The following is a 26,610-nucleotide window of genomic DNA, read 5'->3' as shown; positions in this document are numbered from 1 at the left end:
GTCAGCCCGCTTGCGTGAACTTGGTGACCCGCCATCCCGGGTTCGTCTTGACGACGGTGACCCGGACCTTGGGCCCGTCCGTCGGGACGTCGACCTCCATCGATCCGGTGACCGAGGACGCGACCTGCGGCTCCCCGGAGACCCTGGTCGCGGTGATGTTCGCGGGATCCACGGTCGTCAGTTCCCCGGCCAGGTACTCCTCGGTGGTGTACGGCTTCAGTCCGTTCAGCCACTGGTCTGTCGTCGTGCCGTCGGGATGGTTCGCCCATGCCGTCACCCACTCCTTGGCGACCCGGACCCCGTCCTGGTCGACCGGCGCGGAAGACGGCGGCGGCTGGGTGGTGATCCTCGGCGGCAGCGTCGACGTCACGGTCACCGGCGCCGCGACGCCGGGACGCGAAGTGGCTGTCGCCGAAGCACCCGGCCCGGTGGCCGTCTGTCCCGGTTTTCCGATGGCCTTCGGCAGCACGATGCCCAGCGCGGTGAACAGCACCGCGAGGATCACCAGCGTGCCGATGAGGTGGCGGGGCGAGCGCAGCGGCCAGCCCCACAGTCTGCGGTAGACCGCGGTGCGCCCGCGGTTGGTCCGGATCGGCATGGGTCACCGACCCACTGCGTGGTCTGTGTCGCGGACTTCCTCGCGGACCTCGAGCCCGCGCGAAGGGCGGTACAGCACGTAGACCGGCTTGCCCGCGACGACTTCGGGATCGACGCGGCGAGGGCGCGGAGTCGAAGGCCCCGCCTGCGCCGGCACGGTGCCCGAGTGGTCGGGCGTGGTGTAGCCGCCGCCCGCGGTGTTCATCCGTGACGGCACCACGACCGGCTCCGGTTCGTCGCTCCAGCGCCGGTCGGCGACCGGCGAGGTGTCGACCCGGCGGCTCGGTACCTGGATGGGGCTCCGCCCGCCCGAGGTGAACATGGAGTCGCCCGGATTGCCCGCGGACGGGTTGTACTGACCGAACACCGGAACGCCTCCGCCGCCACCGGCGGGAAGCGCGGCCGTGCCGCCACCGCCGCCGACAGCGCCGGGCCACGGCGCTCCCGACCAGGCCGCGGCGGGCCGGATCGCGCCGGAGCCGTTGTCGAGCCGCTGGGAGCTGGCGAAGATCGTCGCTTCGGGCCGGAACCGGCCGCCGCCGACCGTCGCGCCCACGGGGCCGCGGAGGTCGCCGTCGACCACATCGTCGGTGTCGCGGACGTTCTGCCAGAACGCGTCCTGCGGGGTCGGTTCGTTGTTCTTCTTGCGGAAGCGGGAAAAGAGGCCGCCGCGGGGCGAGGGCACCGCGCCGCCGACCATGCCGACGGACATCTCGACCATCTGCCACAGCCGCCGCACGGGGCGGCCGATCATGAACAGCAACACGGTGATGATGCCCGCGAGCGCCATCTTCGTCAGCAGGGAAAGCGAGTTCCCCGCGGTGAAGATCGCCTCGAGCAGGAGCGTGTGCACGCCTGCCAGCACGGAAAGCACCATGAGGTTGAAGGCGACCGCGCCGACGACCTTGAGAATGCGCTGCATGATCTGCGGCTGGAGCAGCGCGATCAGCCCGATCAGCGGGGCCGTCAGGACGAAGATCCTGATCAGGACCTGCGCGAGCAGCACCGTGGCCTTGGCCAGCAACTGGAACAGCGAGTAGAAGATGCCCTGGCCGAGGGAAAGGAAACCGGCGCCCACGCGGCTGCCGTCCTCACCTGTGAAATAGCCCGTCGCCGGGCCGAGTTTGGTGGAGATGTCCTTGAACGCCGCCTTCTTGGAGTCGACCAGCGCGGTGTCGGCGTCGCCGCCCTGCTGGATCTGGCCCCAGGTGAAGGCACGCGCGTCCAGGAGGGCCGGGCCGTACTGGATGGCCTGCGGCGAATCCGGGCTGCCGAACTCCCCGCGGAGCCAGTTGTCGTAGACGACCCGGCAGTGCAGTTCGGTCGGGACCCGGTCCCACGGCTGGCGAGCCGCGACGGCCTCCGGGGTCGCCTGACACGGTTGCGCCGAGGGCGGCGGCGGCTGGGTCGGCGGCGGCGTCTTGGGCTCGTCGATGAAGCCGGCCTGGATGTTGGTGGTGGTCTGCACGATCGCGTTGTCGATCGGATCGAGGAAGCGCAGCAATGCCAAGGAGGACGCGGCCAGCCAGACCGCGGCGAGCCCGTACAGCGCCCGTTTGCTGACCGCCGCGAGATCACCGCGCCAGATGTTGCGGAACAACATGATGGACATGATCAGCGCGGCAAGGCCGAACAACTGGGCGTAGATGTTGTTGTAGACCTTCTCGGCCCCGGCCTTGACGGCGTTGTACAGCGGGCTGAGCAGGCTGCCCTGCAAGACGGTGTAGTGCAGCGAGTTCGTGGCACCGACGAGGTTCTTGCCGATGTTGAACAGCTGGTTGCCCGCCCAGGTGTCGATCGTCGAGTTCGGCGAGGTGATCCCGGCCAGCGGGCCGCAGTCGGTTTCGAACGTGTCCCAGACGTGCCCCGCGTACCCGTAGACGTTGTACGGGCTTCCGCCTTCACCGCGCGCCGTCGCGGGCGGGTCGAGCGCGCCGACCATGCCCGCGCCGGGCCGTTCCGGGTTCGGCGCCTCACCACAGGCGGCGGCCGAAGCCGCCGGAGCGGTCGCCACGGCCTGGAGGCCCAGGATCAGCATGACGACGAACATCGTCGCGCGGCGGCTGGGTCTGGTCTTGCCGGGCCGCGGCCCCTCTTTGAGGCGGCGGCGCAGCGCGTGCCAGCCGGCGGCGAACGCGAGCACGCACGCCAGCGTGATCACCGTGTTCATGCGGCATCCCTGCCGGTGCCGCCCTTGCCGGCGCGCGCGTGCTGCTCGCCCTTTTCCCCGTTCGTGATGTGTCCGTTTTGGACGGCGCCTTGCACTTCCCCGGTCTCGGCCGCCAACGGGTCCGGAGCGCCGAGCAGTTGCTCCTCGGTCAGCCCGACCTCGAGTTCGGCCGCGAGTTCGAGATCCTCTTCGAGTTCGAAATCGTCTTCCTCCGGCGGAGCGGCCACGAACTGCTTCTCCTCCGGGACGGCGAGTTCGTTGCCCGGCCTCGATGGTTTGGCGTCCGGCGAACCCGGCGTGGTGTCCATGACCCGGCGCAGGTGCTCCAGGTGCGGGCCGGAGAAGTCGACGCGGATCCGCTCCACGCCACCGGCACCGTCACCGAAGATGAACTGCCGGGGCTCGACGTCCCGCTGGAGATCGCGGGACGAGCCGGGACGGCGGCCCAGCGCCGCGACGACCTGCTCGTAGCCGACGCCGACCGGGACCTTCAGCAGGCGCAGCGCGTCGGCCTGGGCGTCGTCGTCGTCGAGACGCCCCACGAACACCGAGTCCAGCAGCGCCACGAAACCCTGGATCTTCAGGAAGTCCGCGGGGATCTGCGAGGACAGCAGCACGCGGACGTTCCACTTACGCGAGTCACGTGCGAAGCGGTTCATCAGCACGCGACCGGTCGGGACCTCGGAGAGGAAGAACGCCTCGTCGATCCAGACGCCCTTGCGCAGTTCCTTCGGCTTCTCGTACACCGACCGCTGCGTCAGCCACGCGGCGAGGTTCAGCATCTCGACGCCGAGCGATTCCGCGTCCGTCCAGTACTCGCGCGGGACGCCGTCCTTGGGCAGGGTCAGGCCCGCCATGGTCAGCACGGTCATCCGGTCGTCGCGGGTCTCGGCGTACGGGTCCGCGTCGGTCTCCGGGATGAGCAGCGCCATCCGCTCGCGCATCTCGTCGAGGAAGTCCGCGACGACGACGGCGTGCTCGTGGTGCTCGCTGGAGTCCCGGCGCAGCGCGTCGATGACCTGGCCGGGGTCGGCTTCGAACCGGCCGCCGACCGCGCGAACGGCGCGCAGCAGCACGATCCGGGTCTGCGCCATCCGCGAGACCTCGTACGGCAGGACACCGGAGAGGACGTCGAGCACGAGACGGCGGCGCGTCGCGCCCGCGAGGGCCTTCTCCCGCCGCCACGAGCGCTCGGGGTCGTCCTCGTCCATGAAGTGCTCGATCTGCGGCTCGGCGACCACCCGGTACGGGTTGAGGATGCCGGGCTGCGCGTTGAGCAGGTTGATGTTCCGCGCGTACGGCCGCAACTCGGGCAGATCGCACAGGCGCGACAGCGGGCCCGACGGGTCGAGGATCGTCCAGTGCGCGCCCGCGCGGAGCGTCTTGTAGACGATGCCGCCGCCGAGGAACGACTTACCGCCACCGAGACCGGCGACCATCGCGGTCAGGCCGGAACCGTCGCGGATCTCCTGCGCCATCCACGGGTCCCAGGCCACCGGGCGCCGCGTCGCGGTCACTGTCTCGCCGAGCAGGATGCCGCGGCGGTCGCCCACCTCGGCCGTCGCCGTCGGCACCGACGACGCCGCCCACACGACCGAACCGCGCCGCATGTACGCCGCCGAAGCCAGCGGCTCGCCGGGGATGAACTCCCTGGCCAGCGCGTACTGGGCTTCGGGATGCTCGACGGCGATCTTCGGCTTGTAGAGGTCCAGGAGCTGCTGGGCCAGGCGCAGCGCGTCCCGCTCCGTCGGCCCGGACACCGCGAGCCGCCACCACGAACGCACCCGGGTGGCCAGCGCGGTGAAACCCGACGTCATCTCGTCGTCGATCTCCAGCACCCGGCCCGCCTGGCGCGCCAGCGACTGCGGCGGCTCCAGCTCGTGCTCGTCGGTGTAGTGCTTGACCTGCGAGCGGACCTTGTTCATCTGGCGTTGGAGCTCACCCGCCACTTCCTCGGGGCGCCGGACGTAGATCCGCGCGGACACCTCGACCGCGGCGGGCAGCCGGTCCGCGTGCTGGATCCACGGGTCGTCGACCTCGGGGATCTGGAGACCGTGCATCTGGCCGACGGTGAGGACGGCGAGATGCCGCGAGACCCCGGCGTTCGACCCGGTGCGGCCGCGGACGGTGACCGTCGGCGCGTACGGCTCGGCGTGGAAATCCGCCGCGTCGGTGAAACTGGCGAGATCCTCGGGCTCCCAGGCGGCGCCGGGGACCGCGGGCATGTTGCGCGGCGCGGGCAGGCCCAGCGAGCACGAGCGGTGCATCAGCCAGGACATCTCCTCGGCGTGCACCGGACGGCCTTCGAGCCCGGCCGAGCCGATCACCTGATCGAGGTGCTCGACCTCGGAGTCGAGCGCGGCCAGCTCGGCGTCGACGGCCTCGGGCAGGATCTTGCGCAGCACCGGGGCGGCACTCTCGACCGCACGGTCGATCATCCGCCTGGTCTGCACCTGGACGCCGAGGTAGACCTCTTTTTCCGCCATCGAGCGGCCCATCAGCTGCTGCTGCTCGCCGATGAGGTAGTCGTCGAAGGACAACGCGCCCTGCACGTCCTGGGGACGGCCGACGGCGTTGTGCACGTGGGCCTCGGCCCACATGCGGATCGGGTACGGCCGGTTGGTCACCCGCAGGTGCAGCCAGCGGCCCTGAAGCTCCGCGTACTGCCCGGCGATGGCCGCGATCAGGTCGCGGCGCTGCGAATCCGACCGGAACGACCAGCGCTGCGGCGCGAGCCGATACCAGGCGTAGACCTCATAACCGGTGCGTAACAGGTGCCCGTCGATGCTTCGCGCCGCGATCGACGGGGTATAGGTGGGTATGGCCGCCTCGCCGGGCAGCCGCCTTCCCTTGCCGGCCTTCTTGGGCTGCGCGGAGCGGACCTGCTGGGGCGGGTTCCAGGCCCCTTGCTGCAGATCTCGATCACGTTTTCCTCGGCTTCCGCCGCGACCGAACAACGACTACCTCCCGGCCCGAGCCGCAGGGCGGCTCCGACGCGCTCGTGGTGTTCCCTGAGCTCCGGCGCCGCCGCCGTAGCCGTGCTGCTGGTACTGCCGTCTCCTGCGCTGCTTCGGTAGCGGGCGGGTCGCCCGTACCCGGACGCGGGACGCGCTGGCGGCGCCCCCCGTGCCCGTGGTCCGTTCTCTAGGAGTGTTGAGCTCTTTCGCCGCCATCCCGGCCACGGCGCCGAGTGGGCGCTCGTGACTGATCTTGGACGTGATCAATCTGGTGATCACGATTGTGGCGACGAAGGCCCAGGCGGTCGAGAAGAACCCGAAGCTCCAGCCCGCCCACCGTTCGACGGTGAGCACGAGCAGGAAGACCGGGATACCGACGAGCCACGCGACGTAGCGGGCTCTCCAGGGAAAAGTCGCTTTCGGCGGGCCGAGCCACACGGCATCGACCCGGTAAACCTCGTCATCGGTGCGGATACGCAACGCGAGCCCTGCCTCAGCCCGTGAAGAGGCCGGCGATCCACTGGCCCACGTTGACTCCGGCGCCGCTCACCGCGAGGCCGATGATCGCCAGCGCGATCACGACACCGGCGAGTCGGCGCATGACACCGGCGTTGTCTCCCTTGCCACCGCCCAGCCACAGCAGGAGGAGCGCGACGGCCAGCAGCACCAGGGGGATGATGTTGTCGATCAGCCAGGTGCGGACGTTGCCGGTGCCGAGCTCGCCGGCGGCCAGCGTGTCGAGGGTGGTCATGGTCATCATCGCATTACTCCCGGTGCGCGGAGAGGGGGTTCGCGCGGTTCTGGCTCGGTGGTGCTTCGAACATCATGGCGTCACGAGGCGTAGTGGTCAAAGCGCGCTCTGTAGATATCGATTTATCCACTGATCACAGAGCGAGGCACAGCACCACGACCATCCTCGGTCTCCATCATCGTTGCAAGGGTCGTCTGGTTTAACCCCGGCCACCCGTATTTCGCAGTGTGCTGACGGCCTCACTCGGTTGCGAGGCATCTTGCTCACTGTGAGTACGGGTCGGTCGCGGAGAATCGGGCCTCGACCAGTGTGACATGACTCGTTCGGTGGCTTCTCCCGAGTCCGCTGGGTGAACACGCATTCGACAAAAATCATGAGTGCCGATCAAGCGAAAGTCACACTTCCGTTACCCAAAGCGAAAACAGGGCAGGCATTTTCGCTACATAGCGTAATTATCGGCCGGTAGAGAACACATTCGCGGGAAAAGCGCCGGCTTCGACGGCCTTGCGGCTCAAAGGCCCGCACAGCTCGTGAAGGCGCTTGGTCTTCTCCTCGCCGAGATGCTCCCAAGGCCCCGCCGACGCCGCGTTCGTCGCGACTTCGAGCCGCTCGCGAAGATCGTTCCCGGCCTCGGTCAGACCGCCCTCGGCGTCCAGGATGCCCTGTTCGCGGAGCTTGGCGGCCGCGTCGTCCCACTGCTCGTCGCTCCAGCCGCGGGACGCCTTGGCGGCGGCGGGCAGGAACCCCTTGCCGGTGGCGGTGTGCGTGACGAGGGCGGCGAGCCCGTCGAGACCGTTGACGACCAGCGCGGCGATGTGGCCGTCACCGCGATGCTCACGCAACAGGGTGATGGCGTGCCAGAGCACGAGATGCGGCTCGCTCGGCCAGTCGAGGCCCGCGTGCCCGGCGTACAGCGGCCTGCCGTCGCGCTGGCAGCCCCCGGTCGCCTCGCGAGCCAGCTCGGCCGCCTCGGCGACCTCTTCGGAACCGAGAGTCTCCTTGCCGAGAAGCCTGGTCAACGCCGCGTCGACGGCCTCGAAGCGAGCCTCGATGATCCGGTCCGGGCCGGCCAGCGTCCACGCGCGCGGGATGTGGCGGGCGACCAGCTCGGGATTGAAGTTGTAGAAAGTGGCCGCGACCACGGCGGAACTCACCGCGCCCATGGGCGCCGCGCGGCCCGCGAAATAGGTCATGCGCCCCGGCCGGAGGCCCGCGTCGGTGAGCGCGGCTTCCGTCTCGGGGGCGAAGTAGGTAAGGGAATGCAGTACATCGAACGTCCCGCGGAACCGTCCCGTGACCCGACTCGCTTCACCCATGGGGGCACCCTACCGGCAAGTAGGCGAGGGGCGCAGCGTCCGAAGGGGCGGCGGGGGTGTGCGGCAGGGGCTGGGGTGGGCCGTGGCGGGAGCGGCTGCGGCGGGAGCAAGGGACCTTTGCTATCACTTCGCAGGTGGGGGCGGGTTCGGGAGTCCGTGAAGGCCTCCTTCACTACCTTGAGGGTAGGTAAGGAGGCCCTCACGGACTTTCCTACTCACCCCAGGCCTGGCTGAAGTCCGTGAAGGACTCCTTGAGGGACTCTGGGTCCCTCAAGGAGTCCTTCACGGACTTCGCGGACTTCGCGGCCCGGTCCCAAGTGTCAGAACCGGCACGACATATCGGCACAGCCCAGCACAAGCCCGGGCCCAAAGAAAAAGAAGTACGGACGAGCCGGCGTGTAAGCCGGATCCTGTCCTCGCCTCGCCTTGCGGCTGAGCGAGTGGCGGCCATCCATCTAGGCCCGCCGTCGCCGACGGGCTCGAGCGGCCTACCCGCAGGCTCGGGCGGGCAGCCCTCGATCGCCTGCGCAGGAGCCTCGCGGCTCCCTCTTGACCTTGCTCCGGGTGGGGTTTACCTAGCCGTCCTGGTCACCCAGGACGCTGGTGGTCTCTTACACCACCGTTTCACCCTTACCTCCGCCCGCGAAGCGAACGGAGGCGGTCTGTTTTCTGTGGCACTGTCCCGCGGGTCGCCCCGGGTTGCCGTTAACAACCACCCTGCCCTGTGGAGTCCGGACTTTCCTCGAACCGGTCTCCCGGCTCGCGGCCGCCCCGCCGACTCGTCCGTCGGCGAATCCTACTGCACGGGTGCGGGGAGGCAGTTCAGGTTGCGTTGCCCGTCGGGTTTGACGACGAACCAGAGGTGGTCGGTGCCCTGTCCGGTCCATTCGCCGGGGCGCGCGTTGGCGAACTTGTAGAGGGGCCTGCCCGCCAAGGTCACCTGTTCGGCGCCTTCGGGACGTTTGATGGTGTCGATGAGGGCCGGGTCGATGCCGGTCACCTGCGGCGTGCCGGTGGTGGTGATGGGGGTCCACACGACGGCACAGTCCCCGAGACACGCCGAGCGGGCCTTGTGCGGGTTGTCGCGTTCGTAGCGGAAGAGGACGGCGCCGGTCTCGTCGAGGATGGCCTGACCCATTCGTGTCATGTAGACGGCGGTGAGCCGAGTGCCGGACGGAGTGTCCGCGGGGGAGCTGGGCCGCGCGGTGCCGGGCGACGGGACACGCGGGCTGGGGAGGGCTTCGGTCACCGGAGCACTCGCCGTCCGCGACACGGGATCAGCCGCCTGCCACCACATCGCGGCGCCCACGACGAGCGCCGCGATGACGACGAGCATGGTCAACCGTGATCGGCGCATCGGGCGTCTCCGTTTCTTCCTGCGGGTCGACGGGGTTCTGCTCCGCGATCTCGTTGGTCCAGTGGAGGACGCCGGACGGGCTGTCGAGGCCGACGACGCCGACGAGGCGTCCCTTGCGGACGAAGCCGGTGACGGGCCGTTCGCCACCGACGGGCGAGGCGAGCGCGACGGTGTCGGTGCCGAGCTTCGGGATTCCGCCCGCTTGGATGCGCATGCCGTGCTGTTCGGACCAGAACCGCGGCACCGGCGCGAAGGGCCGCGAAGCCTGCGGGCCGGCGAGGAGGTTCTCGGCGGCCGCCCGGCCCATCTCGACGGCGTTGAGCCAGTGTTCGACCCGTCTCGGTGCCTCGTCGAAACGCAGGTTCGGCCATTGCGCGACATCGCCGGCGGCGACGATGTTGTTCATCCCCAGCACATGACACGTGGGCGAGCAGACGACGCCGTCGTCGAGCGGCAGCTTCGAGCCGCGCAGCCACGAGATCGAGGGCACGGTCCCGACGGCCACGACGACGCACGAGACGTCCAGGATCCAGCCGTCGGACGAGTGCAGCCGCAGACCGTTCGCCGTCGTCTGCCAGTTGTCGATGGACGCGCCCAGCGCGAGCCGCACGCCCCGCGACCGGTGCAGCGCCGAGAGCTTCTGCCCGATGTGCTTGCCGACGACCTCGCCGAGCAGGGTCGCCGACCGGCCGATGATGGTGACCTCGCGGCCGATCTCGCGCAGGCTCGCGGCGACCTCGCAGCCGATGAACCCGCTGCCCAGCACCGCGACGGGCCCGTTGTCGGCGGCGAGGTTGTCGCGCAGTTCCGCGGCGTCGGCCAGTGTCCGGACGACGACCACCCGCGGATGTCCGTGCGGCACACCGGAAAGCCGCCGCGGTTCGACGCCGCTGGCGATGACGAGCCCGTCGTACGGGAGCTCCTCCGCCCCGGGCAGATGGACGATCTGGCGGCCGGGCTGCAAATGCGTCGCCGGGGTGTTGAACCGCCATTCGGCGTCGATCTCGTCGGGCCGCGCGAGCATCATCTCCGCCGGACCGGTGGCGCCGGTCAGCAGCTGCTTGGACAACGCGGGCCGGTGATACGGCAGTTCGGGCTCGTTGCCGACGATGACCAGTTCGCCGTCGAACCGCAGTTCCCGCAACCGTTCCGCGCACCGCAGCCCGGCGAGCCCGCCGCCGATCACGACTATCCGTTCGCTCATTGTCCCGCCCCTTGCAGTCGGATCGCGCGCATCGGACAGGCTCGGGCCGCGGCCTGGACCAGCGGCACCTGTTTGGCGCCGGGTTTCCGGAGGTAGCGCAGCTGACCGTCGCCTTGTAACTGGAAGACCTGCGGAGCTTCGGCCTGACAGATGGCGTAGCGGTGGCATTTCTTGTCGTCGACGGAGATCCGCACCCGTTCGGCCCTGCCGGTTTCGCCTTCGAGCAGTCCCAGCCGGACCAGCGTCCGCGGCGGGAGCACGCGGAGCACGGAGAGCACGACGGCGGGGGTGAGCACGGTGATCCCGCCGAGCCAGACGGCCGCGAGCTGCCCGTTCGCGGACGCGCCGAGCCAGGAATGGATCGCCAGCAGCCCGACCGCGAAGTAGCCGGCCTGGTGGAACCGCTGCCCGCCGCGACCGTTCGCCCGGCGACCCAGCGCGGCGGTGACCGAGACGGCGATGAACAGTTCCAGCCCGACGACGCCCGCCGCGTGCCGTGCGACCCCGCCGCCGGCGAACGGGATCAGCAGCGCGAAGACGCCGAACGAGTCGTCGTCGAGGAAGAGGTAGGACAGACCGTGGACGACACCGGTGGCGAGGCTGAACGTCGCGAGGACGACGTGACCGCCGCGCAGTGCCTCGTGGCCGGTGACGCGCCTGATCCAGCCGGTGGCGCTCAGCACGCCCCACGCCAGTGTCAGGCACATCGTCACGTAGGCGAACCGGCCCGAAAGCGCGGCGATGTCCCGCACCCCGCTGTCGTGCGGCGACGGGGCCGGGATGACCGCCAGGAGCGAGGCCGTCATGCGCGCCTGCCCGGCGAGCCGAGAACCCGGACGAGCCCGAACGTCGCTCCGCCGGCGATTCCCGCCATGAGCACGCCGAGCAGGAGGTCACCGCCGTCGAGTTCGTTGCCGCCGGTCGGCACGACCATCAGCGACGTGGTCTCGGCGATACCGGTGCTTTCGAGCAGGGTCATATGCCGCATGACGGTGTCGACGGCGGTCTGCGCGAACGAACGCATCGCGTCGTCGCGGGTGGCGGCGCGGACCTGGGAGGCGAGCCCGAAAATGCTCCCGTGCGCGGCGCGGGAGCGATTGACGTAGAGGCGGTCGAAGTCGGCGCCGCCCGCCGCGGTGATCTCGCCGATCCAGGAGCGCTGTTCTTCGGTGGGCTCGGCGGGAAGTTCGACGCGGACCTTCGAAGCGAGTGTGCGGACCTGCGCGTCGAGACGGTCGTGGTCCTCGGCGAGTTTGCGGCCGACCTCCCGCACTCGCTGCCCGCTCCCGCGCTGTTCCGCCTGACGGCCGGCCGGGCCTTCCCACAAACTCCCTTGACGTACTCGCACGAGCAGTTCCCGGTCATGGGCGTCGATTTCCGCGAAGGCAGGGGCAGGCGTTCCCACCCATATCACCAAGCAGGCGATCACCACTCCGAGCAGTCGATAGATCATTTCACCCGTCCCCGTCATGGAAGTGCCTCACTGGAAGTACGGCGAACCGGAGCGGCCGGTTCGATCTCGATACTCGCAGCCAGTGTGATGTGCATCACACGACACATTTAGAACCGTTTCCCACTGGCATACGTACCGGCCGACTAATAGCGAACAGAGCACTACTGCACATGGCTCACGGCGATAGTCTGCGCTACGGTGTACGAACCTGTGAAATCCTCCACCGTTGGGGAGGTAGCGAACTTTATGGAAGCAGTGGGCAGAGGATGCCGGATCGGCGGCGACCACCGGCCGAACGAGCTTTCCGATGAGCTGGTTTCGTTGCTGTACAAGGATTTCCGGGAGACTCTGTTCAATCAGGTGCTCTATCTGACGGGTCATGATCAACAATGGACGGAGGATGTCGTCCAGGAAACACTGATCCGCGCCTGGCAGCATTCCGACACGTTGAACCGCGAGCCGGGAATGCTGCGCGGCTGGCTGCTCACGGTCGCCAAGCGGATCGTGATCGACGGCTGGCGAAACCGGCGGGCGCGACCACAGGAGGTGGAGCTGGACAGTTCCGAAAACGCCGAAATAGCGGACCGGACCGAGCAGTCACTGTCCGCACTCGTCATTTCCGAAGCGCTACGATATCTGGACGGCAAATACCAGGCCGTCATCTACGAGACGTATCTGACCGGACATACCGTCCGGGAGGCGGCGGTGATATTGGGAATCCCGGAGGGAACGGTCAAATCACGGCTGTACGCGGCCATGAGGACATTGCGACGGTCGTTAGGAGAACTGGGTTCGCGATGAGGAAGCGAAAGGTGAAACACACCGATGTGGCGGCGTACGTACTCGGTGTGCTCGATCAGGCCGAGGCGTACGCCTTCGAAAAGCATTTGGAGGGCTGCGGGCGCTGCCGCCGCCAGGTCGCGGAATTCACGTCGGTGGAAGTCGCGCTGGCGAGGGCCGATCCGCGCTACCTGTCCCCCGTCGCCACGCGGTGCCGCGGGCGGCTGTCGATGATCGCGGCCAACCTCGTCGTGGTCTTCCTGGCGTGCGTCGTCGCGGCCTTGATGTCGTCGCAACGGTCGGCCCGGCGGGTCTCGTCGGATGCGGACATCTCGACCCCTGCTCCCCTCGACGACCAGCGATTACTCCCGATACCGCTTACGTTGAAGTAGTCTGCCGCAAGCCGACACGAAGGTCTCTACGGTGCATACCGAAGTAAATCCCGAGAGCCCCTTCGGCGGGCCTTCGGTACCGAAGCGCCGAGCCGCCGGGCTACTGGGTCGAGACAGCGAACTCGACACGATCACCGGGCTGTTCCGGGCCGCCCTGCACGGCCGCGCGGTCAGCGCGGTGGTGGTCGGAGAGTTCGGCATGGGCAAGTCGTCGGTGCTGACAGCCGCCGGTGAACTCGCGAAAGCGGCGGGCTTCACCGTCGCGATCGCCACCGCGTCCCGGCTGGAGACGCATCTGAGCGGCGGTGTCGGCCGCCAGCTCCTCGAAGCGCTCACCCACGCGCCCGCCGAACCCGGATCGCCGCGGCCGCGCACGCCGCACGCGGCCGAGATCCTGCCGGACCGCCGTCCCCGGAACGAACAGGAACAGACGGAGGCGCTCGACGCCTTCTTCCGCACCGTCCGCCACGCCGCCGAACAGGGACCGGTCTTCCTCGGCATCGACAACATCCACCTCGCCGATCCGTGGTCGATGCGCTGTCTCGCCTACATCCGGCATCGCGTCGAGCAGTTGCCGGTGATGGTCGTGCTGACGTCGCTGATCGGACATCTGCAAACCGGCGAGGTCGCGCTGCTGGAGATGTCCGGGTGCACGCCGGCGACGATCCGGCTGCGCGGGCTGGGCGCGGGACACGTCGCCGAGTTCCTCCGCGTCTCCCCCGGACGGTTCGCCGAGGAATGCCGTGAGCTCACCGGCGGCAACCCGTTCCTGCTCAGCGCGCTGCGGCGCCGCCTGGTCCCCGGGATGGATCTGGACACCGCGGGGTCGGCGATGATCGGCGAGGTGCTGCGGGTGCGCATGCACGAGTACACCGCCGCGCCGAAGATGCTCGAAGCCGTCGCGATCCTCGGCGAGGACGCGAGCTTCGACCTGCTGGCGCGGCTCGCCGGGGTCGACGAGATCACCGCGCTGGAGGCCATCGACACGATGGTGCGTATGCATCTGCTGACCAACAGCCACCGGCCCGCGCTGTCCTACCGGTTCGTCCGCAACTCGGTGCTCGCCGACATGCCGCTCACCACCAGGGCGGTCAGCCAGTCGCGAGCGGCACGGCTCCTGCACGACTCGGGTGCCGCGCCGGAGCGGGTCGGCGCGCACCTCCTGGAGGCGACCGCGATCAGGATCCCGTGGGCGGTCGACGTGCTGCGGCTGGCCGCGCGGCATTCGGTGGAGGGCAACCCGGAGTTGGCGGTCCGGTTCCTGGTGCGGGCCCTGGAAGAACGGCTCAGCGAACGCAAGCGGATGGCGATCCTGCTCCAGCTCGCGCACGCGGAGTTCCACTGCGACCCGGACCTCGCGCCCGCCCGCGTCCGCGAAGCCATCGATCACATCGACGACCGCGAGACCGCCGCGTTCGTCGCGACGGCCATGATCCTTTCGCTGTGCTGCGGCCCGGACGCGCGGCTGGCGATCAACTCCGCGGGACAGTTCGCCGCGCGGCTCGACGCGGGCGGGCCCGACGCCGTCTGGCCGTTGCTGTGCATGACCTATCTCGCCGAAGCGGGCAGCAGGCTCGGGCCGCCGCCCGACTTCCGCGATTTCGAGCGGCAATGGGCACCGCTGAACGATCCCGCCGCGCGACAGAGCCGATCGGGCTTGCTCGCGCTCGACACGGTGCGGAGCGGGACGTCCTCGGCGAACGCCGTCCGGCATTTCGGGGAGGCGCTGTCCGGCGAACAACCCGAACTGTTCGAACAGCCCTACTTCTTCACGCTCGCGACGGCCGCGCTCGCCGACGAACCCGCGCTCACCGACCGGCTCTGCCAGGTGCTCGACACCAAACGCCTGCCTTGGGACTTCCACGTGCCGAAGGGGGCGCTCGCCACGCTCGCCCGCGGGATCGCCCTGCAAGCGGGCGGCGATCTCGCGCGGGCGAGCGTCCACTACGAATCCCTGGTGCGGCAGTTCGACGAACGCGGCGTCACCGGTCATTGCCCGATCGCGGTGCTGTGCGCGGCGAGACTGATCGAGGTCTCGGTCGACCTCGGCCGCCACGACGTCGCGAACGCGGTGCTGGACAAGCTGGATTTCGGGGCCACCCAAGCACTTTTCACGCACAACTACCTGCTCTACGCCCGCGGCAGGCTCCGGGCGGCCACCGGCGAGCCCGAACTCGGCTACGAAGACCTGCGCGGCTGCGGCCGCCGTCTCGAACACCACGGCATGCGCTTCCCCGGGTTCGCCCCCTGGCGGGCGCACGCCGCCCGCACCGCGCTGCCGCTCGAGCGCACCGACGCGGCGGCCCGGCTCGCCGAGGAGGACCTCGACGCCGCGGAACGCTGGGGAGCGCCGAGGATCCTCGGCGGCGCGCTGACCACGGCAGGCCTCGTCCGCGACGACGGTCTCGGCGAGGAGGCGGAACGCCTGCTCACCAAGGCCGTCGACGTCCTCGGCGGGTCGACCGCGAAACTGGCGCTGGCCGAGGCGCTGACCGAACTCGGCGTGCTGCAGGCCCGGCACGGGCAGGCCGAGAAGGCGGTCGGCACACTGCGGCCGGCGGTGCGGTCGAGCAAGCACTGCGGGGCCCGGCCGCTCGAGCGGCGGGCCACCGAGGCGCTGCGGAACGCGCGAACGAGCCTCGCGACGGCGAAGGACAACGAACACGGCCTCACCAAACAGGAGTACCGCGTCGCGCTGATGGCCGCACAGGGTCTCACCAACCGGGAGATCGCCGAGGCGCTGCACCTGACCCGCCGCACCGTCGAACTCCATTTGTCCGGGGCGTACCGCAAACTGGAGATCACCGGTCGTCCCGAATTGAGTTCCGCGCTCGGCCGTTCCCAGCGCGTGGACGGTGATTGACGGTTTCCGGGGGCGGCGGGTTCACTCCGCGACATGCCGGGAATCGAATCCGAACCACTCAAACTCGCCTATTGGGTCCCCAATGTGAGCGGCGGTCTGGTCACGAGCGACATCGAGCAGCGCACCGACTGGGGATACGAGTACAACCGGGATCTCGCCGTCCTCGCGGAGAACAGCGGGTTCGAATACGCGCTGAGCCAGGTCCGGTACACGGCCAGCTACGGTGCCGCCTACCAGCACGAATCGACCGGATTCAGCCTCGCGCTGCTGCTCGCGACGCAGCGGCTCAAGGTGATCGCGGCGATCCACCCCGGACTGTGGCATCCCGGCGTGCTGGCGAAGTTCATCGCCAGCGCCGACGTGATCTCCGGCGGTCGCGCGGCGGTCAACGTGGTCAGTGGCTGGTTCAAGGACGAATTCACGAACCTCGGTGAACCGTGGCTGGAACACGACGAACGGTACCGTCGTTCGGAAGAGTTCATTCGCGTACTGAAGGAACTCTGGACGAACGACCACGCCGAATTCACCGGTGATTTCTACCGGATCCACGATTTCGACATCAAACCCAAACCGGTCGGCCGTCCGCATCCGGAGATCTTCCAGGGCGGCAACTCCACCGCGGCGCGGAAGCTCGCGGGCCGGGTGTCGGACTGGTACTTCAGCAACGGCAAGGACTTCGACGGTTTCAGCGAGCAGGTCGAGGAGGTCCGCGGTTACGCGGCCCAGAACGACCACGCCGTCCGCTTCGGGCTCAACGGCTTCCTGATCGCGCGGGAGACCGAGAGCGAGGCGAAGGCCGTGCTGCGCGAGATCGTCGAGAAGGCGAACTCGGACGCCGTCGAGGGCTTCCGCAACGCCGTCAAGCAGGCGGGAGGCTCCACTTCGGACAAGAAGGGGATGTGGGCCGACTCGGAGTTCAAGGATCTGGTGCAGTACAACGACGGCTTCCGCACCGGGCTGATCGGCACGCCGGAGCAGATCGCGGACCGGGCCATCGAGTACAAGAAGCGCGGAGCGAACCTGCTGCTGCTCGGCTTCTTGCACTACCTGGAGGACGTCGAGCACTTCGGGAAGCACGTGCTGCCGGTGATCCGGGCTAAGGAAGCGGACCTGGACCGAGGCGCCGCCACCCCGGAACCCCTCGTCACTTCCGCCCCCTGACCCCTACGCAATTCGGCACCTGGTTGCGATCGTTGCGCGTGCAAGGATCGCAACCAGGTGCCGAATTGCGGGGTCTTACGGCAGGTAGACGGTCTGGCCGGGGTGCATCGTCGGGCCGCAGTCCTTGAGCGGGCCGCCGAAGCGCGCCGCCTCGACGTCCGGCAGGGTCTTCGCGGCGTACTCCTGGACGGCCTTCAGCTTCTCGGGGCTGGAGACGGCGTCCTTGCGCACGAAGTCCCCGTTGCGCGGCCCGCTGCCCGGGTACACGAAGATCGGCTCGTAGTCGCGGTCGATCCGCGGGTCGACGGTGATGCCGTTGCCCGCGGCCCACGGGCCCCACGAGTGGATGAAGGTCGGCTTGACCTTCTCGAACACGTAGTCGCGCAGCCCCGGCAGGTCGCCGTTCTTGAGGAAGTCCGCGACGTCCGCCTCGACCAGCCCGGCCATGTCGACCAGGTGCAGGCGGCTGGTCATCGACGAGCCGCCGAGGTCGGGCAGCAGCAGCGACGCCTGCTGGAGGCCGAGGATGTCGGCCATGGTGTTGAAGCCGCGGCCGAAGCGGTCGGCGATGAGGCAGGCGGGCACCGTCGGGACCTCTTGGAACTTCTTCGACGCCGACGCGAAGCCCATCCCGGACGGGATCGCGGCGGCGACCAGCACGAGCACCACGACGGTCCGGAGCACGGCACGCGACCGGCGCAGCAGTTCGCCCGCGGCGAGCGTTCCCGCCAGCACGGCGAGGATCCAGATCGGGGTCGCGAACCGGTGCTGGCCCATCCAGTCCGGGACCATCACGCCGTACGCGATGATGCCCAGCGCCAGCGGCACCAGCAGCGCGATCAGGCCGCGCCGCCACTCCGCGCGGATCAGCGCGTACCCGATGGTCAGCGCCAGCAGGATCGTTCCGGCGACACCCGCGTAGCCGACCAGTTCGAAGGGCTGCTTCAGCGCCGAAAGCCCGGGCAGGCCCTGGCCTTTCGCGATGGACGGGTTCGCCAGCAGCCTGCCGAACTCCGTGATCCGCCAGGCCAGGTACGCCCCGAACGGGATCGCGAACGCGACCACCGACACCACGACCAGTTTGACGCTCTGCCCCAGCAGCGGCTTCCGCAGCTGGAACAGGACGACGAGCGGGTACGCGCCGCCGTAGATCAGGCCCTCGGGGCGGGTCAGCGCGGCGAACGCGACCAGCACCCCGGACCAGATGGCGACCTTCGCGGTGAGCACCGTGTCCTTGCGCACGGCCACGAACAGCAGCGCGGCGAGCCAGGCGACGGCCATCCCGAACAGGGAGTTCTCCAGGCCGGAGATCGTCCAGATGACGAACGACGGGATCGCGGCCAGCGTCAGCCCGACGACCAGCGTCGCCAGCCAAGCGAAGCGCGCGAAGATCTGCTTCGCCACGATGTGGCACGCGGCCAGCGTCCCGGCGGTGAACAAGAGCCCCAGCAGCTTCGGGAACAGGACGTAGTCGGGAACGCCGAACAGCATGCCGCTGTCGAAGACTCCGACAAGCTTGCCGAGCACCAGCGCCACCAGCCACGTCGAGTTCGACCAGCCCTCGACCGACGGCTGCCCTTGCTGCAGCACCGGGCCGAGTCCGTCGGCGAAGCTGCGCGCGTACGAGAAGGTGATGGCCGCGTCGTCGACGATCCAGTGGCCGTAGAGGGTGGCGTGCCAGGCGACGGCCGCGACACCGGCGAGCACCGCCAGGTACGGCGCGACACGGGCGGCCAGGCCACGACGGGCCGGCGTCTCCGCCGGGTCGGGCACGTCTTGTTCGGAAGCTTCGCTGAGTGCGCTCGCCGTCATGTCCCCGTCTTTGCCTTTTCGCTCACGTGCCGTCGCCGAAACTGTAGCCAATACCCCATCGGCCGCCTTCGACACGTCATATCCAGGCGTGATCCGCGCCACACTCCCCTATCAGGAAAGATGCGAGATGTCGTTCACCAGCCGCACCGACGCGTTGCCGTCCGGGTAGAACTCGACGATCGAGAGCGACGCCAGGTCCAGATGCAGGCGGAACAGCAGCGACGGCCCGGCGTCCAGGCCCATCCGCAGCAGGGCCTTGATCGGCGTGACATGGCTGACCAGCACAAGCGTCCGCCCGCCGTACTTCGCGATCAGTTCGTCGCGGGCCTTGCGGACCCGCCGGTGCACGCCGTCGAAGCTTTCGCCGCCCGGCGCCGCGATCGAGGTGTCGGAAAGCCAGCTGGTCTGGAATTCGGGGTCGCGCTCCATCGCCTCTGTGAAGGTGAGGCCTTCCCAGTCGCCGAAGTCGGTCTCGATCAGCCCCGGGTGGGTCTCGACCCGGCCGCCGAGCGCGTCCGCGATCGCCTGCGCGGTCTGCTGGGTGCGGATCAGCGGCGAGGCGATGATCGGCGCGGCCTCTCCGTCGACGACCAGGCCCTCCATCGCGCCGAGACGTTTCGCGGCGGCGGCCGCCTGCTGTTTGCCGTGCTCGGTCAGGGGCACGTCGCCGCGGCCGGAGTAGCGCTTCTCGACCGACATCGCCGTCTGGCCGTGCCGCACGAGGAGCAGCTTGGTCGGCGTCCCGGTCGCGCCGGTCCAGCCGACCGGGCTGACCCTGTCCTGCTTCACGGTCTTCGGTGCTTCCGGCCGCTTCTCGGCCTCACGGCCCGCGTCCATGGCCTCGTTCGCGAGCCTGTCCGCGTGGGAGTTCTCCGCGCGCGGAATCCACTCGTAACGCACGCGGGAAAACCTGGCGGCCAACTCCTTGGCCTCGGCGTTCAGCGGCTGCATCGACGGGTGCTTGACCTTCCAGCGCCCGGACATCTGTTCCACCACGAGCTTCGAGTCCATCCGGACGTCCACTGTGGACGCACCGAGCTCGGCGGCCGCGGCGAGCCCGGCGATCAGGCCGGAGTACTCGGCGACGTTGTTGGTCGCGATGCCGACGTACGCCTTGCGCTCGGCCAGCACCTCGCCGGTGGTCGCGTCCTTGACGACCGCGCCGTATCCGGCGGGTCCGGGGTTGCCCCGCGAGCCGCCGTCGGCTTCGACGAGTACGTGGTCGGTCACAGGCCGGACTCCAGTGTGCGCACCAGGATGGCGCCGCAGTTCTCGCACTGGATGACGTTGTCCTCGGGGGCGGCCTTGATCTCGGCGATCTCGCGGCGGTCGATGTCGAGCTGGCAGGCACCGCAGCGGCGGGACCGCAGCAGCGACGCGCCGATGCCCTTCTGGGCCCGGACCCGTTCGTAGAGCTTCATCAGGTCTTCGGGGAACCGCGGCAGGAGCTTGGCGCGGTCCTCGTCGCGGCGCGCCGTCGTGGTGTCGAGGTCGGCGAACTGCTCGTCACGACGGCGGATGGCTTCGGCGACCTCGTTCTCGGCCTTGGCGACCTCCGCGCTGGTGCGCTGGGCGTCGAGCTCGAGCGCCTCGCGACGCTCCATCAGTTCGAGCAGGTCGTCCTCGAGCGCGGACTGGCGCCGGTTGAGGCTGTTCAGCTCGTGCTCGATGTCGGTCATCTGCTTCGCCGCGACGGAACCGGATTCGAGGAGCTTGCGGTCGCGGTCGCCGCGAGCGCGCACCGACTCGATCTCCTTCTCCTGCCGGGCGATCTCGCGGTCGAGGTCGGACGCCGCGGTCTGGACCGAGACCAGCGCGTCACGTCGTTCGCGCACCGTCTTCTCGCCCGCGTCGATCTCGGCGATCTCCGGCAGGGTGCGGCGGCGGTGGGCGGTACGCGAGAGTTCGGCGTCCACCTTCGCGAGTTCGAGCAGCTTGCGCTGGACGGCGGGGTCGGCCTTCACGGTGCTCCTTGGATTCTTAGTGCGCGGTTCGGGTGGCCCGTAGCGTCCACGGGTCGGTGCACCTCGTGGAGACGTGAACGCCGACGTTACCCGCAAAGGCGGCCCGGACGACGGCCGAGGCTTGCTCGCACCACGGCCACTCGCTCGCCCAGTGTGTGACGCCGACCAGGGCGGGGACTTCGGCGATCTCGGCGAGGTGCTCGCCGGCGGGATGATGCCGGAGATCCGCGGTGACGTACGCGTCGACACCGGCGGCGGTGGCACGCTTGAGATAGCTGTCGCCGGAACCGCCGGAAACGGCGACGCGGCGGATCGGGCGGGCCGGGTCGCCCGCGCCGTAGACGCCGGGTTCCGTGCGCGGCAAGGCGTTCGCGACGCGTTCGACGAAGACGGAAAACGGTTCGGGCGCGGGCAATTCACCGATGCGGCCGATGCCGGTGACACCGTCTTCGCGGGGGTCGAGCGGGCCGAGGACGGTCAGTCCGATGGCGTCGGCGAGCGCGTCGGAGACGCCGGGTGACGCGGAATCGGCGTTGGTGTGCGCGCAGTAGAGCGCGACGCCCGCGCGGATGAGACGGTGCACGAGACGCCCTTTGGTGCTGTCGGCCGGAACGCCGTGGACGCCGCGTAGCAGCAGCGGGTGATGCGCGACGATCAGCTGCGCGCCGCCTTCGATGGCCTCTTCGATGGTCTCGTCGACCGGGTCGACGCAGAACAGCACCTTGTCCACGTTCTCGGCCGGGTCGCCGCAGACGAGACCGACGGCGTCCCACGATTCGGCGAGTTCGGGCGGGTACGCCTGCTCGAGGGCGGCGATGACTTCGGCTAGCGCGGGCACCCGGCGATTTTCGCATGTAGCGTTTCCGGGCATGCGACTTCGGGTGCTCTACGCCGCTTCGTTGCTTCTTGCGGTGTTACCCGCGACGGCGTCGGCGTCTCCGGGACTCTGGAAGCTGACCGACCTTGCCGCTCAGCGCGTGCAGATCGCCGACAAGGTCGCGGCCGCGAAGTTCGGCACGCCTTCGCCGATCGACGATCCGGTGCGCGAACAGCAGATCCTCGACTCGATGGCCGCGAAGGCCCCGGGCCTCGGTCTCGACGCGGACGGCGCGGTGCGGTTCTTCCGCGACCAGATCGAGGCGAACAAGGTCGTGCAACGCGGCCTGTACGCGCGGTGGACCGAACACCCCGGCACGCGGCCGCCCGGACGACCCGACCTGGCGACCGAGGTGCGGCCGGTGATCGACCGGCTGAACGCGGGCCTGCTCGCCGAACTCGGCTCGACCCGGGACGCGCGGACGCGACGGTCGTGCGACGTGCGGCTCGCGGTCACGGTGCGGCTGGTCGACGCGCGGCGTGGCCAGGACCGGCCGCACTCGGTCGCGCTCGGGGAGTCCGTGCGGTCGGCCTGCTCGCACGCTTGATCGCGGCGGCGGGAGCAAGGGACCTTTGCTATCACTTCGGCCGCCGCGTGTTGCGAAAGCCACTTTCGCAACCTTCAACGTTGCGAAAGTGGCTTTCGCAACCTCCCAAGATGTCTCACCCGGGCCGCTCACCTGCGGAAAGAGAGCAAGGGACCTTTGCTATCGCCTCCGGGTCAGTCCAGCGCCTTCGCGTCCTTGTTGATCGCCCAGCGCCCGGCCGCGCGCATCACGCGGCCCGTCCACAACATCGCCCGGTAGGCCTTCGCCGGGTGATCGGGGACTTCGGTGTGGCCGACCTGGTACGGCGCGACGGACGCGTTCGACCGGAGGTGCAACGGCATCCTGGTCATCGCCTCTTTCGGCGATCTCGCCTGGACGAAGTGGTGCTCCGACAGGATCCGCCCGACCTCGTAGGGGTGCGGATGCGTGACGGTGATGCGATACCAGCGGAGCCCGGTTGCCGCGGACTCGACGATGGGTGTTGGTGCGCTCATACGCGACCTTCCTGCGTGTTTCTCTCCAGGAGGTCTACTCCCGCTTCGTCCCGGCTTTCCAGCTTCGCGCGCCCGGTAGCCGTTCGGAGCCGGTGAGCGGTCGATCTCCGTCGGCCTTCACACTGATCGGGTGCTGCACATCGTCTTCGTCTGTTCCGGCAACATCTGCCGTTCCCCGATGGCCGAGCTCGTCTTCCGCGCGAAGGTCGAAGAAGCCGGTCTCGATCACCTCGTGCGGGTGTCCAGCGCGGGCACCGGTGGCTGGCACGTGGGCGAGGCCGCGGACAAGCGGGCGCGCGCGAAGCTGGCCGAACACGGTTATCCGACCGGTCACGTCGCGGCCGAGGTCGACCGCGGGCATCTTGCCGCCGATCTGCTGCTCGCGGCGGACGAGAGTCACCTGTCGTTCCTCCGGCGAAAGGTCGCGGACCAGGAGAAGGTCCGCCTGTTGCGCGAATTCGATCCGTCCGCGCCCGAAGGCGCCGAGGTCCCGGACCCGTACTACGGCGAGGACGACGGTTTCGAGGACGTCCTCGGCATGATCGAGCGGTCTGTTCCCGGCCTGCTCGACTGGGTGCGCGCACACGCCTGAGGCGGACCGCTTACCGTGGTGGGGTGCGGTTGAAGTTCCTGCTGAAGCCCGGGTGGCTGGCGTTGACGTTGGTGGTGTTCACCTTCGCCGTCACCTGCTTCACCCTGCTCGCGCCGTGGCAGTTCTCCCGCAACACCGAACGCGAGCACCAGAACGCGGCGCTGCGGGAGTCGTTCTCCGGGCAGCAGCGGTCGCTGGACCAGCTGCTTCCCCACGGCGCCGCCCCTGATCAGCGCACCGAATGGCATCTGGTGGCGATGAAGGGGACGTACCTTCCCGAAGGTGAGGTCGTGGCCCGTCTGCGCTCCGTACAGGGCGAAGCGGCCTACGAGGTCCTGACGCCGTTCCGCACCGTCGAAGGCACGATCGTGCTGGTGGACCGCGGGTACGTCCGGCTCGACGACAAATCGCGCGCGCTTCCGTTCGCCCCGCCTCCCACCGGCACGGTCGACATCGTCACGCGGGCACGTCACGACGAGAGGGACGGCAAGAACCGCGACGCGTTCGCCGACGAGTCGACGGGCGGGAAACTACAGAGCTACGTCGTCGATTCCCAGGTCGTCGCGCGGGCCGCGAAGCTGGACATCCGGCCGGGCTACTTCCAGCTCGACGTGAACCAGCCCGGCGTGCTGGGCGCGCTGCCGCTGCCGCAGACCGACGCCGGACCGTTCTTCTCCTACGCGCTCCAGTGGATCGCTTTCGGGGCCATGGCGTTGATGGGCTGGCTGTACTTCACCGTCCGCGAGCTGAAGCCGGGTGGTGTGCTGACCACGGAACGGCCGCAGCGGCGCAAGAGTGTCGCGGAGATGCTGGCCGAAGACGAACGCTCCGAAGTGGCCACCTGATCCGACGTGAAAATGGCCCTTCTACAGGTCCATTTGGCGTGTTCGGATGCGATCATGCTGATTCACCCGTGGGACGCCGCCCACGACGACGGGGAATGGCAGGCCTGGCTCTCCGCACACGACTTCGGCCAGCTGATCGCCGGAGGCGCGGGCCGTGACCTGCCGATCGTCAACCCGGTTCACTTCGTCTTCGACGGCGACCGGACGGTCCTGCTGCACCTCGCGCGGCCGAACCCGGTCTGGCCGCTGCTGGAGGAACACCCGCGCGCGCTGCTGTCGGTGATCGACGACCACACCTACATCCGCTCCGGCTGGAACACCCCCGCCGACCCACCGCACGGCGTGCCGACGTCGTATTACGCGTCCGTCCAGCTCGAATGCGACGTCCGGCTGATCGACGACGCGGCGGAGAAGGCCGCGCTGCTGGACCGGCAGCTCGCGCACTTCGAGCCTTCCGGGGACCGGGTTCCGGTGAGCGCCACCGAGGCGCCGGACAAGCGGCTGCTCCCCGGCATCCGCGGGATCGAACTGACCGTGACCGGGGTGCGGGCGAAGTTCAAGTTCGGCGGCAACAAGCAGCCGGCCGACCGCGCGCGGATCGACGCGGAGCTGGCGCGACGGGACGGCCCGATGGATGCGCGGGCGCGGGCACAGCTGGCGCGGCGGGAGCGATAGCAAAGGTCCCTTGCTCCCTTTTCGCAGGTCAGCGCCCCCGGCGATAGCAAAGGTCCCCCGCTCCCCCGACCGCCGAAAACCGCAGGTCAGCGCCGCCGTCGCCGAAGCCCGACGAGACCGGCCAGCACGACCGAGCTGATCGCGCCCAGCCAGCCGACCACCCGCGAGAGTTCCACGGCCCGCGTCACGTGCCCGGCGTCCGGGTTGCGGCCGATGCCGAGCACCGGCAGTTCCTCGACGCCGTGCGGGTACACGGTCCGCCCGCCGACGCGGATCTCGAGCGCCCCGGCGAACGCTGCCTCGACGCGGCCCGCGTTCGGGCTCGGGTGTGCGGTCGTGTCCCGGCGCCAAGCGCGCCACGCCCCGCCCGCGGAGCCGCCGACGACCGGGGCAGCGAGGACGGTCAGGCCGGCCGCGACCCGGGTGGGGACGAGATGGACGATTTCGTCCAGCCGCGCGACGAACCAGCGGTAGCGCTCGGGTCGTCCCCTGCCGAGGCCGCGCAGCAGACTGATCGCGCGCGAGCCGAGGAGGCCGGGGACGCCGGCGAGCGCTCCCCACACCAGCGGCGCGATGACGACGTCCGCGGTGTTCTCGGCGAGCGTCTCCACCGAGGCGCGCGAGAGGCCGATGACACCGAGCTCGTCGGCGACGCGGGGGTCCAGTGTGGACAGTGTGCCGCGTGCGGTTTCGAGTTCGCCTTCTTCGAGGTCCCGCGCCAGCGACGTGCCGTGCGCGGCCAGGCCGGCGGCGCCGAGGACGGCCCAGGTGGTCACCGCGGTCGTGGTCGCCTGCAGAACGGGGCTGCGCCGCCCGGCGCGTTCGGCGAGCACGCCCGCCAGCACCGCGGAACCCGCGAGACCACCGGTCCAAAGTACTCCGACCGCCGGATGCTTCGACCGGACCTTCGCGTCCACCGCCGAAGCCGCCCTGGCGAACGCCGTCACCGGACGCCGTGACCGGGGATCCCCGATCGCCCCGTCGGCGGCCACCCCCAACACCAAGCCGATCGCGCGCGCCGCGCTCACCGTCGCCCCCCGCATGCAGTATCCCTCGAAGACCTGCAGAGATTACTCGAAGATCATCCGTCCAGAAGGACGGCCATCTCGTCACGCGCCTGGATGACGATGTCCCGCATCGCGCGTTCGGCCCGGTCAGGGTCACCGGCGTCGATGGCCGCCGCGACCTCGACGTGCAGCGCGACGGCCTCGGGCTGCGGCTCCTCCGGCATCAGCCCGTGCCCGGTGCGCCCGGCGAGCACTTCGGCGACGACCGCCGAAAGCTGCGCGAACATCGGGTTCCGCGACGAGGACAGCAGCAGATCGTGGAAGGCGACGTCGTGCCCCAGGAAGGTCTCGAGGTCCCGCTGGTGCGCCGTCTCCTCCAGTCGCTTCGCCAAGGCCCGGAGACGGCCGCCCTCTTCCGGTGTCGCCCGCAGCGCGGCGTACCGGGCGGCGCACGGTTCGACGCCGGAGCGCAGTTCGGTGAGGGTTCGCAGCGCGGTCTTCCGCTCGGATCCGTCGAGTTGCCAGCGAAGCAGCCTCGGGTCGTAATGGTTCCAGTCACGCGGCTCGCGCACGATCATCCCGACCCGGCGCTTGCTGCTGGTCAGGCACATCGTTTCGAGGACGCGCACCACCTCGCGCGCCACCGTGCGGGACGCGTCGAACCGTTCTTGGAGCTCCTCCGAACGCAGCACGGAGCCCGGCGGAAGCCGCCCGTTCGCGATCGCGGAGCCGAGCGCGTCGAGTACTTCGGCATGCCTGTCGTTGCCCACCAGGTGACCCTAACGTTCTGACTCGA

25 protein-coding genes and 1 other RNA gene are annotated in these 26,610 nt (G+C 69.4%); 8 read left to right on the top strand and 18 right to left on the bottom strand.

Annotated features, from left to right (window positions below):
- Nucleotide 1: 1 nt before the first annotated feature.
- From DL990_RS09685 to DL990_RS09635, 11 genes are all read right to left on the bottom strand, one after another.
- On the bottom strand, nucleotides 2-598 hold the full coding sequence (locus tag DL990_RS09685) for a hypothetical protein (protein WP_125781108.1): 597 nt from the start codon (nucleotides 596-598) through the stop codon (nucleotides 2-4).
- 3 nt (nucleotides 599-601) lie between these two features.
- Nucleotides 602-2,767: a magnesium transporter gene (locus tag DL990_RS09680; RefSeq protein WP_125781107.1), complete on the bottom strand. Its 2,166-nt coding sequence runs from the start codon at nucleotides 2,765-2,767 to the stop codon at nucleotides 602-604.
- Complete coding sequence (locus DL990_RS09675; protein ID WP_125798421.1) at nucleotides 2,764-5,724, bottom strand: ATP-binding protein; 2,961 nt, start codon at nucleotides 5,722-5,724, stop codon at nucleotides 2,764-2,766. Before DL990_RS09675 ends, DL990_RS09680 begins: the two co-directional genes overlap by 4 nt.
- Nucleotides 5,725-5,727: 3 nt before the next feature.
- The gene (locus tag DL990_RS09670) at nucleotides 5,728-6,204 is read right to left on the bottom strand and encodes a hypothetical protein (protein WP_125781103.1); all 477 of its coding nucleotides are present in this window, start codon (nucleotides 6,202-6,204) and stop codon (nucleotides 5,728-5,730) included.
- A 13-nt stretch (nucleotides 6,205-6,217) separates the two neighbouring features.
- Nucleotides 6,218-6,484 (bottom strand): hypothetical protein, encoded by a 267-nt coding sequence (locus tag DL990_RS09665; RefSeq protein WP_007035338.1) that lies wholly within the window; start codon nucleotides 6,482-6,484, stop codon nucleotides 6,218-6,220.
- Between the two features lie 443 nt (nucleotides 6,485-6,927).
- The gene (locus DL990_RS09660; protein WP_125798420.1) at nucleotides 6,928-7,791 is read right to left on the bottom strand and encodes a hypothetical protein; all 864 of its coding nucleotides are present in this window, start codon (nucleotides 7,789-7,791) and stop codon (nucleotides 6,928-6,930) included.
- Nucleotides 7,792-8,174: 383 nt separating this feature from the next.
- Nucleotides 8,175-8,573: RNase P RNA component class A (gene rnpB / locus DL990_RS09655), an RNA gene on the bottom strand.
- A gap of 14 nt (nucleotides 8,574-8,587) precedes the next feature.
- Nucleotides 8,588-9,148, bottom strand: coding sequence for a hypothetical protein (locus tag DL990_RS09650; RefSeq protein ID WP_233598657.1), 561 nt, complete (start codon nucleotides 9,146-9,148; stop codon nucleotides 8,588-8,590).
- Nucleotides 9,069-10,352 (bottom strand): NAD(P)/FAD-dependent oxidoreductase, encoded by a 1,284-nt coding sequence (locus DL990_RS09645; protein WP_125781099.1) that lies wholly within the window; start codon nucleotides 10,350-10,352, stop codon nucleotides 9,069-9,071. Before DL990_RS09645 ends, DL990_RS09650 begins: the two co-directional genes overlap by 80 nt.
- Complete coding sequence (locus tag DL990_RS09640) at nucleotides 10,349-11,158, bottom strand: ferredoxin (protein WP_125798419.1); 810 nt, start codon at nucleotides 11,156-11,158, stop codon at nucleotides 10,349-10,351. The genes DL990_RS09645 and DL990_RS09640 overlap by 4 nt, the downstream gene beginning before the upstream one ends.
- Entirely contained in the window at nucleotides 11,155-11,805 is a 651-nt protein-coding gene (locus tag DL990_RS09635; protein WP_125798418.1) for a DUF4142 domain-containing protein, read from the bottom strand. The genes DL990_RS09640 and DL990_RS09635 overlap by 4 nt, the downstream gene beginning before the upstream one ends.
- Nucleotides 11,806-12,051: 246 nt before the next feature.
- Between DL990_RS09635 and DL990_RS09630 the strand changes: the two genes are divergently transcribed.
- From DL990_RS09630 to sfnG, 4 genes are read left to right on the top strand one after another with little or no spacing between them, the layout of a single operon-like run.
- Entirely contained in the window at nucleotides 12,052-12,606 is a 555-nt protein-coding gene (locus DL990_RS09630) for a sigma-70 family RNA polymerase sigma factor (RefSeq protein ID WP_125798496.1), read from the top strand.
- 11 nt (nucleotides 12,607-12,617) lie between these two features.
- Nucleotides 12,618-12,977 carry a zf-HC2 domain-containing protein gene (locus DL990_RS09625; RefSeq protein ID WP_233598656.1) on the top strand — a complete coding sequence of 120 codons (360 nt, stop codon included), beginning with the start codon at nucleotides 12,618-12,620 and terminating at the stop codon, nucleotides 12,975-12,977.
- Nucleotides 12,978-13,008: 31 nt separating this feature from the next.
- Entirely contained in the window at nucleotides 13,009-15,840 is a 2,832-nt protein-coding gene (locus tag DL990_RS09620) for an AAA family ATPase (RefSeq protein ID WP_125798417.1), read from the top strand.
- A gap of 33 nt (nucleotides 15,841-15,873) precedes the next feature.
- A complete protein-coding gene (gene sfnG / locus DL990_RS09615) occupies nucleotides 15,874-17,001 on the top strand; it encodes a dimethylsulfone monooxygenase SfnG (RefSeq protein WP_125798416.1) in 1,128 nt (375 codons plus the stop codon).
- Between the two features lie 75 nt (nucleotides 17,002-17,076).
- On the opposite strand, the gene DL990_RS09610 is transcribed toward sfnG, so the two are convergent.
- From DL990_RS09610 to DL990_RS09595, 4 genes are all read right to left on the bottom strand, one after another.
- Complete coding sequence (locus DL990_RS09610) at nucleotides 17,077-18,813, bottom strand: hypothetical protein (protein WP_125798415.1); 1,737 nt, start codon at nucleotides 18,811-18,813, stop codon at nucleotides 17,077-17,079.
- A gap of 111 nt (nucleotides 18,814-18,924) precedes the next feature.
- A complete protein-coding gene (locus DL990_RS09605) occupies nucleotides 18,925-20,043 on the bottom strand; it encodes a bifunctional RNase H/acid phosphatase (RefSeq protein ID WP_125798414.1) in 1,119 nt (372 codons plus the stop codon).
- Entirely contained in the window at nucleotides 20,040-20,777 is a 738-nt protein-coding gene (locus DL990_RS09600; protein WP_125781084.1) for a zinc ribbon domain-containing protein, read from the bottom strand. The genes DL990_RS09605 and DL990_RS09600 overlap by 4 nt, the downstream gene beginning before the upstream one ends.
- A gap of 16 nt (nucleotides 20,778-20,793) precedes the next feature.
- Nucleotides 20,794-21,615 (bottom strand): Nif3-like dinuclear metal center hexameric protein, encoded by an 822-nt coding sequence (locus DL990_RS09595; RefSeq protein WP_125798413.1) that lies wholly within the window; start codon nucleotides 21,613-21,615, stop codon nucleotides 20,794-20,796.
- Nucleotides 21,616-21,646: 31 nt separating this feature from the next.
- Between DL990_RS09595 and aroQ the strand changes: the two genes are divergently transcribed.
- Nucleotides 21,647-22,201: a gamma subclass chorismate mutase AroQ gene (gene aroQ, locus DL990_RS09590; protein WP_125798412.1), complete on the top strand. Its 555-nt coding sequence runs from the start codon at nucleotides 21,647-21,649 to the stop codon at nucleotides 22,199-22,201.
- Nucleotides 22,202-22,374: 173 nt separating this feature from the next.
- Here the strand turns inward: aroQ and DL990_RS09585 are convergent, their stop codons facing one another.
- On the bottom strand, nucleotides 22,375-22,695 hold the full coding sequence (locus DL990_RS09585; RefSeq protein WP_125798411.1) for a hypothetical protein: 321 nt from the start codon (nucleotides 22,693-22,695) through the stop codon (nucleotides 22,375-22,377).
- Between the two features lie 130 nt (nucleotides 22,696-22,825).
- On the opposite strand from DL990_RS09585, the gene DL990_RS09580 reads away from it, so the two are divergent.
- Genes DL990_RS09580 through DL990_RS09570 form a run of 3 tightly spaced genes read left to right on the top strand, consistent with a single transcriptional unit; the run spans nucleotide 22,826 to nucleotide 24,807 of the window.
- A complete protein-coding gene (locus DL990_RS09580; protein ID WP_125798410.1) occupies nucleotides 22,826-23,287 on the top strand; it encodes a low molecular weight protein-tyrosine-phosphatase in 462 nt (153 codons plus the stop codon).
- Nucleotides 23,288-23,310: 23 nt separating this feature from the next.
- A complete protein-coding gene (locus DL990_RS09575) occupies nucleotides 23,311-24,132 on the top strand; it encodes an SURF1 family protein (RefSeq protein ID WP_125781075.1) in 822 nt (273 codons plus the stop codon).
- Nucleotides 24,133-24,186: 54 nt separating this feature from the next.
- Entirely contained in the window at nucleotides 24,187-24,807 is a 621-nt protein-coding gene (locus DL990_RS09570; RefSeq protein ID WP_125781072.1) for an FMN-binding negative transcriptional regulator, read from the top strand.
- An 86-nt stretch (nucleotides 24,808-24,893) separates the two neighbouring features.
- Here the strand turns inward: DL990_RS09570 and DL990_RS09565 are convergent, their stop codons facing one another.
- Nucleotides 24,894-25,850 carry a CobD/CbiB family cobalamin biosynthesis protein gene (locus tag DL990_RS09565; RefSeq protein ID WP_199746277.1) on the bottom strand — a complete coding sequence of 319 codons (957 nt, stop codon included), beginning with the start codon at nucleotides 25,848-25,850 and terminating at the stop codon, nucleotides 24,894-24,896.
- Nucleotides 25,851-25,888: 38 nt separating this feature from the next.
- Nucleotides 25,889-26,584, bottom strand: a complete 696-nt coding sequence (locus tag DL990_RS09560) for a FadR/GntR family transcriptional regulator (protein WP_125798409.1) — start codon at nucleotides 26,582-26,584, stop codon at nucleotides 25,889-25,891.
- Between the last annotated feature and the right edge of the window lie 26 nt (nucleotides 26,585-26,610).

This window comes from Amycolatopsis sp. WAC 01416 (genome assembly GCF_003947485.1).
GTDB lineage: Bacteria > Actinomycetota > Actinomycetes > Mycobacteriales > Pseudonocardiaceae > Amycolatopsis.
This window is presented reverse-complemented; position numbering and strand designations above follow the sequence as displayed.

Bases quoted from the DNA above. Each gene is read 5' to 3' on its own strand.
- DL990_RS09685 (WP_125781108.1), bottom strand. From the start codon at position 598: ATGCCGATCCGGACCAACCGCGGGCGCACCGCGGTCTACCGCAGACTG.
- DL990_RS09680 (WP_125781107.1), bottom strand. From the start codon at position 2,767: ATGAACACGGTGATCACGCTGGCGTGCGTGCTCGCGTTCGCCGCCGGC.
- DL990_RS09665 (WP_007035338.1), bottom strand. From the start codon at position 6,484: ATGATGACCATGACCACCCTCGACACGCTGGCCGCCGGCGAGCTCGGC.
- DL990_RS09660 (WP_125798420.1), bottom strand. From the start codon at position 7,791: ATGGGTGAAGCGAGTCGGGTCACGGGACGGTTCCGCGGGACGTTCGAT.
- DL990_RS09650 (WP_233598657.1), bottom strand. From the start codon at position 9,148: ATGCGCCGATCACGGTTGACCATGCTCGTCGTCATCGCGGCGCTCGTC.
- DL990_RS09645 (WP_125781099.1), bottom strand. From the start codon at position 10,352: ATGAGCGAACGGATAGTCGTGATCGGCGGCGGGCTCGCCGGGCTGCGG.
- DL990_RS09640 (WP_125798419.1), bottom strand. From the start codon at position 11,158: ATGACGGCCTCGCTCCTGGCGGTCATCCCGGCCCCGTCGCCGCACGAC.
- DL990_RS09635 (WP_125798418.1), bottom strand. From the start codon at position 11,805: ATGATCTATCGACTGCTCGGAGTGGTGATCGCCTGCTTGGTGATATGG.
- DL990_RS09630 (WP_125798496.1), top strand. From the start codon at position 12,052: ATGGAAGCAGTGGGCAGAGGATGCCGGATCGGCGGCGACCACCGGCCG.
- sfnG (WP_125798416.1), top strand. From the start codon at position 15,874: ATGCCGGGAATCGAATCCGAACCACTCAAACTCGCCTATTGGGTCCCC.
- DL990_RS09610 (WP_125798415.1), bottom strand. From the start codon at position 18,813: ATGACGGCGAGCGCACTCAGCGAAGCTTCCGAACAAGACGTGCCCGAC.
- aroQ (WP_125798412.1), top strand. From the start codon at position 21,647: ATGCGACTTCGGGTGCTCTACGCCGCTTCGTTGCTTCTTGCGGTGTTA.
- DL990_RS09585 (WP_125798411.1), bottom strand. From the start codon at position 22,695: ATGAGCGCACCAACACCCATCGTCGAGTCCGCGGCAACCGGGCTCCGC.
- DL990_RS09570 (WP_125781072.1), top strand. From the start codon at position 24,187: ATGCTGATTCACCCGTGGGACGCCGCCCACGACGACGGGGAATGGCAG.
- DL990_RS09565 (WP_199746277.1), bottom strand. From the start codon at position 25,850: ATGCGGGGGGCGACGGTGAGCGCGGCGCGCGCGATCGGCTTGGTGTTG.